The 5,290-nt window shown below is 74.2% G+C and carries 5 protein-coding genes and 1 pseudogene; 2 read left to right on the forward strand and 4 right to left on the reverse strand.

Annotation, left to right across the window (positions count from 1 at the left end; genetic code table 11):
• Positions 1–313, forward strand: a pseudogene (locus tag AC529_RS20640) (hypothetical protein); the annotation flags it as partial.
• On the opposite strand, the gene AC529_RS17940 reads toward AC529_RS20640, so the two are convergent.
• The gene (locus AC529_RS17940) at positions 283–774 is read right to left on the reverse strand and encodes a GNAT family N-acetyltransferase (protein ID WP_068758526.1); all 492 of its coding nucleotides are present in this window, start codon (positions 772–774) and stop codon (positions 283–285) included. The pseudogene AC529_RS20640 and the gene AC529_RS17940 sit on opposite strands and share 31 nt — an antisense overlap.
• Positions 775–821: 47 nt before the next feature.
• Between AC529_RS17940 and mobA the strand changes: the two genes are divergently transcribed.
• Complete coding sequence (gene mobA, locus AC529_RS17945; RefSeq protein WP_068758527.1) at positions 822–1,397, forward strand: molybdenum cofactor guanylyltransferase; 576 nt, start codon at positions 822–824, stop codon at positions 1,395–1,397.
• 397 nt (positions 1,398–1,794) lie between these two features.
• Here the strand turns inward: mobA and AC529_RS17950 are convergent, their stop codons facing one another.
• From AC529_RS17950 to AC529_RS17960, 3 genes are all read right to left on the reverse strand, one after another.
• Positions 1,795–3,198, reverse strand: a complete 1,404-nt coding sequence (locus AC529_RS17950) for a metallopeptidase TldD-related protein (RefSeq protein ID WP_068758528.1) — start codon at positions 3,196–3,198, stop codon at positions 1,795–1,797.
• A gap of 35 nt (positions 3,199–3,233) precedes the next feature.
• The gene (locus AC529_RS17955) at positions 3,234–4,724 is read right to left on the reverse strand and encodes a TldD/PmbA family protein (protein ID WP_068758529.1); all 1,491 of its coding nucleotides are present in this window, start codon (positions 4,722–4,724) and stop codon (positions 3,234–3,236) included.
• 50 nt (positions 4,725–4,774) lie between these two features.
• The coding region (locus AC529_RS17960; RefSeq protein ID WP_068758530.1) for a hypothetical protein at positions 4,775–5,290 on the reverse strand (516 nt) is incomplete at its 5' end.

Consider the following 5,290-nt stretch of genomic DNA (forward strand, 5'->3'; position numbering starts at 1 on the left):
CCGGGCCGGCGGCGCCCGGCGCCTGCGGGAGGACTGGCAGCGCATCCAGGACGGCTTCGCCGACGACCCGCGCGCCGGCGTCGTCGCCGCCGACAGCCTCGTCGGGGAGGCCGTCGAGCAGTGCACCGCGCTCCTCAACGAGCGCAGGCGCCGCATCGAGTCCGGCTGGCAGCGGCCCGGCGGCGACGGCGACACCGAGCGGCTGCGCGCGGCGCTGCGCGAGTACCGCGCCCTGCTCGACCGGGTCGCCGCGGTGCTGGACTGGGCGGACCGGGCCCGGGCTCAGTCCCGCGGGTCCAGCCGCAGCCCGTAGACGAGCAGCCGCAGCCCCTCGTAGGGGGACCAGTCGCGCTCGGGCAGCCGCACGAACCCCTCCGAGGCGTACAGCCGCTGCGCGGCGACCATGGCCGGCTGCGTGGACAGCACCAGGTGCCGCACGCCCGCGCGCCGCGCCCGGTCGACCACGGTCCGCAGCAGCAGCCTGCCCACGCCGCGCCGCTGCGCGTGCGGCGCCACGGCCAGGGCGCGCACCTCCGCCTCCTCGGGCGAGACGGTGGTCTCGTTGCCCTCCTGGAACGGGCGCAGGGTGACGGTGCCGAGGATCTCGTCGCCGTCCACGGCGACCAGCACGTCGCCGACCCCGCTGGTGCCCAGGGCGCGCAGCGTCGGGGCGTAGGGCGAGTCGGGGGAGAGCAGCCCCTGTCCGACGTAGGTGCGCACGCGCAGGTCGCCGACACGGGGCAGTTCGTCGGGGTGAGCGTCACGGACCAGCATGGGTCCATGAAACCGTATCCGTGGCAGGCACGGCGGAAGGAGGGCGCGTGGGCGGTTTCGACGCGGTGGTCCTGGCGGGCGGCGCGGCCCGGCGCATGGGCGGGGCCGACAAGCCCGGCCTCCGGGTGGGCGGGCGCAGCATGCTGGAGTGGGTGGTCGAGGCGGTGCGCGGCGCGGACGCCGTCGTCGTGGTGGGGCCGCCGCGGCCGCGCCCGCGGGCCCGCTACGTGCGCGAGGACCCGCCCGGCGCGGGGCCGCTGCCCGCGCTGCGCGCCGGGCTGGCCGAGGTCGGGTCGGACTGGTTCGCGCTGCTGGCCGCCGACATGCCGTTCCTGGACCGTGCGGCGGTGGCGGCGCTGCGCGCGGCGGCCGCGCCCGGCGACGGGGCCGTCCTCGTCGACGGGGACGGGCAGCCGCAGTGGCTGGCGGGCGTGTGGCGCACCGCGGCGGTGCGCGCGGCCCTCGCCGACTACCCAGGGCGCTCGCTGCGCGGCCTGCTCGGCCCCCTCGACCCGGCCCGGGTGGTGCGGCCCGCGGCCGCCCGGGACTGCGACACCCCCGAGGAATTGGCGCGCGCCCGGCGCGACCGGTCGGCGGCGGAGAAAGAACGGTCCGGCCGGTGAACCGTTCCGAATCCGATTCCGGAACTCCGCGGCGCGGGGGTGAAGATAAGGCGCTGCGGAGGGCAAAAGAAAAACGACGCCGGGTGGCTACGGGGGCAAACCACCCGACGTCGTGATCGGTGTTTCGACGGGGGCTCGAAACACCGGCCTGTGCGCCCCAGCGGGGGACCGGAGCGCTGGTGCTCAATCTACACCGCGGATCCCGAATTTACGTCAAGAGTCTATTACGACGTGATCTCGGGAGAGTTCCGCTGTTTCCCGGCGGTTTGCGCGAGTCCGTTTTCGGGGTCGCTCCGACACGGAGCGCAAATTGCCGGGGAATCCGGGGAAACGGTGCCAAAGCACGGCAGAGGACGGCACGGACACCCGGTTTTCCGTGCCGTTGAACAGGGGCGGATCAGGAAGCCCGGCTCACCGACGACATGTTGAAATCCGGGATGCGCACCGGCGGCATGGCGGTACGCGGAAAGTACTCGCCGAACTCCCGGGAGAACGTCGGCACGCTCCGCCCGACCTCGCTCACCCGCTCCAGCAGGCTCACCGGCGACTCGTTGAACCGGAAGTTGTTCACCGCCCCCCGCACCTCGCCGTCCTCGACCAGGTACACCCCGTCGCGGGTCAGACCCGTGAGGAGCATGGGACGCGGATCCACCATCCTGATGTACCACAGGCAGGTCAGCAGCAGGCCCCGCTCGGTGCCGGCCACCATGTCGTCCAGCGACGCGGTCGCGCCCGGCAGCTCCAGGACCAGGTTGTCGGCCTCCGGGGTCACCGGCAGCGCGGTCAGCATCGCCGAGTCGTAGGTCTGCACCAGGCGCGCCAGCTCGCCGTCGCTGATCCACTCGGTCGCGCCGACCGGGCGCCCGTTGTCGAAGGCGCTGATCCGCCGCCCCGGCGCGTCGGCCAGCACGAACGGCGCGCACTCCAGGCCGGGCTCGGCCGGGTCGGAGCGCAGCCGCAGCGGCAGCGGCGACAGCCGCTCGCCCACCCGGGTGCCGCCCTGCGGCGAGGAGAAGGCGGTGCGCCCCTCGAAGGCGTCGCGCGCCCCCATCCCCCAGTACAGGTCGGTCATCAGGTCCGCGACCGCCGCCGGCGGCAGCAGCGTCTCGTAGCGGCCCGCGGGCAGCTCCACGGTGGTGCGCGCCCAGGCGATCCGCCGCTCCAGCTCGGCCTCCAGCGCCGCGACGTCCACGTCGGAGAAGTCGCGGGTGGCCTGCCCCACCCAGGTGGAGTGGTGCGGGCCGTCGACCTTCGCGTTGAGGTCGAGGCTGCCCGACGGCTGGTCGTGGCGGAGCCGCAGCCCCCTGGAGGAGCCCAGGAAGGTGGCGGACACCGAGTGCTGGGCGTAGCCGTACAGCCGCACCCCCGCCTGCGCGGACCGCTCGAACGACTTGCCCAGCTCCGGCGCGAACCGGGAGAACACCCCGATGTCGGTGACGGGCAGCGGGTCGTCCCAGCCGCACACGGGGCGGCCCGCCGCGCCCGGGTCCGGCAGCGGGTGCGCCCCCTCGGCGGGCGGCGCCTGGCGCGCGGCCTCCTCGGAGGCGCGCACCAGGTCCTCCAGTTGGTCGTCGCGCAGCCCGCTGCGGGTCACCGAGCCCGCCCGGACCCCGTCGGAGCCCTCCACCAGGGAGATCACCGTGACCGAGCGGCCCCGGGTGACCCCGTTGGTGGTCAGCGAGTTGTTGGCCCAGCGCAGGTTGGCGGTGCTGGTCTCGGTCACCAGCACCATGCAGTCGTCGGCGCGCGACAGCTCCAGCGCGCGCTCGGTCACGGCCTGCGCGGACAGCGACTGGCTCACGGTTGATCCCTTCGGTTGCGAGGACTGCGCGCCGTTCACGACCGGGCCTCCCGCTCGGTGTTGAGCACCCGCACCGCCTCGAACAGGGCGCTGGGGCAGCCGTGGCTGACCGGGGCGACCTGGCCGGGCTGGCCCTTGCCGCAGTTGAACGCCCCGCCCAGCACGTAGGTCTCGGGGCCGCCCAGCATGCGCAGCGAGTTCCAGAACTCGGTGGTGGTCGCCTGGTAGGCCACGTCGCGCACCTGGTGGGTGATCCGGCCGTCCCGGATGCGGTAGAAGCGCTGTCCGGTGAACTGGAAGTTGTACCGCTGCATGTCGATCGACCAACTGCGGTCGCCCACGATGTAGAGGCCGTCGTCGACCTGGCGGATCAGCTCCCGGGTGGAGGAGGGGCCGCGCGGGTCGGGCTGGAGGGAGACGTTGGCCATGCGCTGGATGGGCATGGTCGCCGGGGAGTCGGCGAACGCGCAGCCGTTGGAGCGCTCGTGGCCCGTCAGGTGCGAGATGCGCCGGTCGCGCTGGAAGCCGACGAGCACGCCCTCGGTGATGAGGGGGAACGACGAGGTGGCCACGCCCTCGTCGTCGTAGCCGATGGTGGCCAGGCCGTGCTCGACGGTGCGGTCCCCGGTGACGTTCATGATCTGCGAACCGTAGCGCAGCGAGCCCACCTGGTCGGGGGTGGCGAAGGAGGTGCCCGCGTAGGCGGCCTCGTAGCCGAGGGCGCGGTCCAGCTCGGTGGCGTGCCCGATGGACTCGTGGATCGTCAGCCACAGGTTGGACGGGTCGATGACCAGGTCGTAGACGCCCGGCTCCACCCCCGGCGCGGCGACCTTGTCGGCCAGCAGCTCGGGCAGCTCGGCGAGCTCGGCCTCCACCGTCGCCAGGTACTCCTGGCCCCGCCCCGTCGGCGGGGAGAGCGTCCGCATGCTCTCCAGCCGCCCCCGGGCGGTCGACATCGCCTCCACCACCGGGTGCACGCGCACCCGCTGCTGGGTGGTGACGGTCCCGGCGGTGTCGGCGTAGAACTTCTGCTCCTTGGCCGCCAGCAGGCTGGCGTCGACGTGGTCCACCCGCCGGTCGGCCAGCAGGCGGCGGCTCCACTCGGCGAGCTCGCCCACGGTGTCGCGCAGCGGCACGGAGAACGGGTCGACCTCGTAGGAGGAGACCCACACCGCGTCCGGGTAGGCGGGCTCCGGCGCCAGCTCCACGCGGTCGCTGCTGAGCACCGACGCGAGCTTGGCGACGTCGACGGCCTGCCCGGCGACCGCGGCGGCGGCGTCGGGGGTCAGCTCCGTCCCCGCGGCGAAACCCCACGCGCCGTTGTGGACCACGCGCACCGCGAAGCCGAGCGTGTCGGTCTCCTGGGCGGTCTCCACGGCCCCGTCGGCCAGCGAGAGGTGCCGGCCGCGGATGCGTTCGAGGCGGAAGTCGGCGTGGTCGGCGCCCAGGTCGCGGGCGTGCTGCAACGCTGCGTCGGCGAGGGGGCGCAGCGGCAGGGAGAGGAATTCGGGATCGATTTCGCGCACGGTGGAAACGTAACGCGTTCTGCCGCCCGTGTCAGGCGAAGACGGCCGATTCACGTGCCGCGCCGCACGTCGACGTGGACGTGGTCGCGGTGCTGCAGGATGTCGTTGCCCGGGTCGGCCGAGGTGTAGGGCCGCCAGCCGGCCAGCGCGAAGCGGGTGCTCCAGATCCGGTCGTCGAAGATCACCACCGACACCTCCAGCCGCTCGGCGTGCGCCACCAGCCACTGCGCCAGCAGCCAGCCCGCGCGCCGGTTCTCCTCGGTCACGGGGCGGAAGAACACGTCGACGGCCTCGCCCCGGTAGTGCGTGGAGTCCGCGCCGTGGCCGTCGGTGACCCCGCCCGGCTCGAAGCCGCCCAGGCTCAGCTGCCCGTGCACCTCGGTCATCTCCGCGAGCAGCGCCTCGGCGCGCGGGGTCAGCCCCGACGCGCCCATCTCCTGGGCCGGGACCTCGGCGTCGGAGCCCGAGAAGCAGGTGAGCACCGGACCCGGGCCGTCCTCGGGGCCGGCGACGAGGGCGTCCACCACCTGCGGCGCCACCCCCTCGGCGGAGGCGTCGGCGCCGCG

The organism is Thermobifida cellulosilytica TB100 (genome assembly GCF_001517975.1).
In the GTDB taxonomy this organism is placed as follows: Bacteria; Actinomycetota; Actinomycetes; order Streptosporangiales; family Streptosporangiaceae; genus Thermobifida; species Thermobifida cellulosilytica.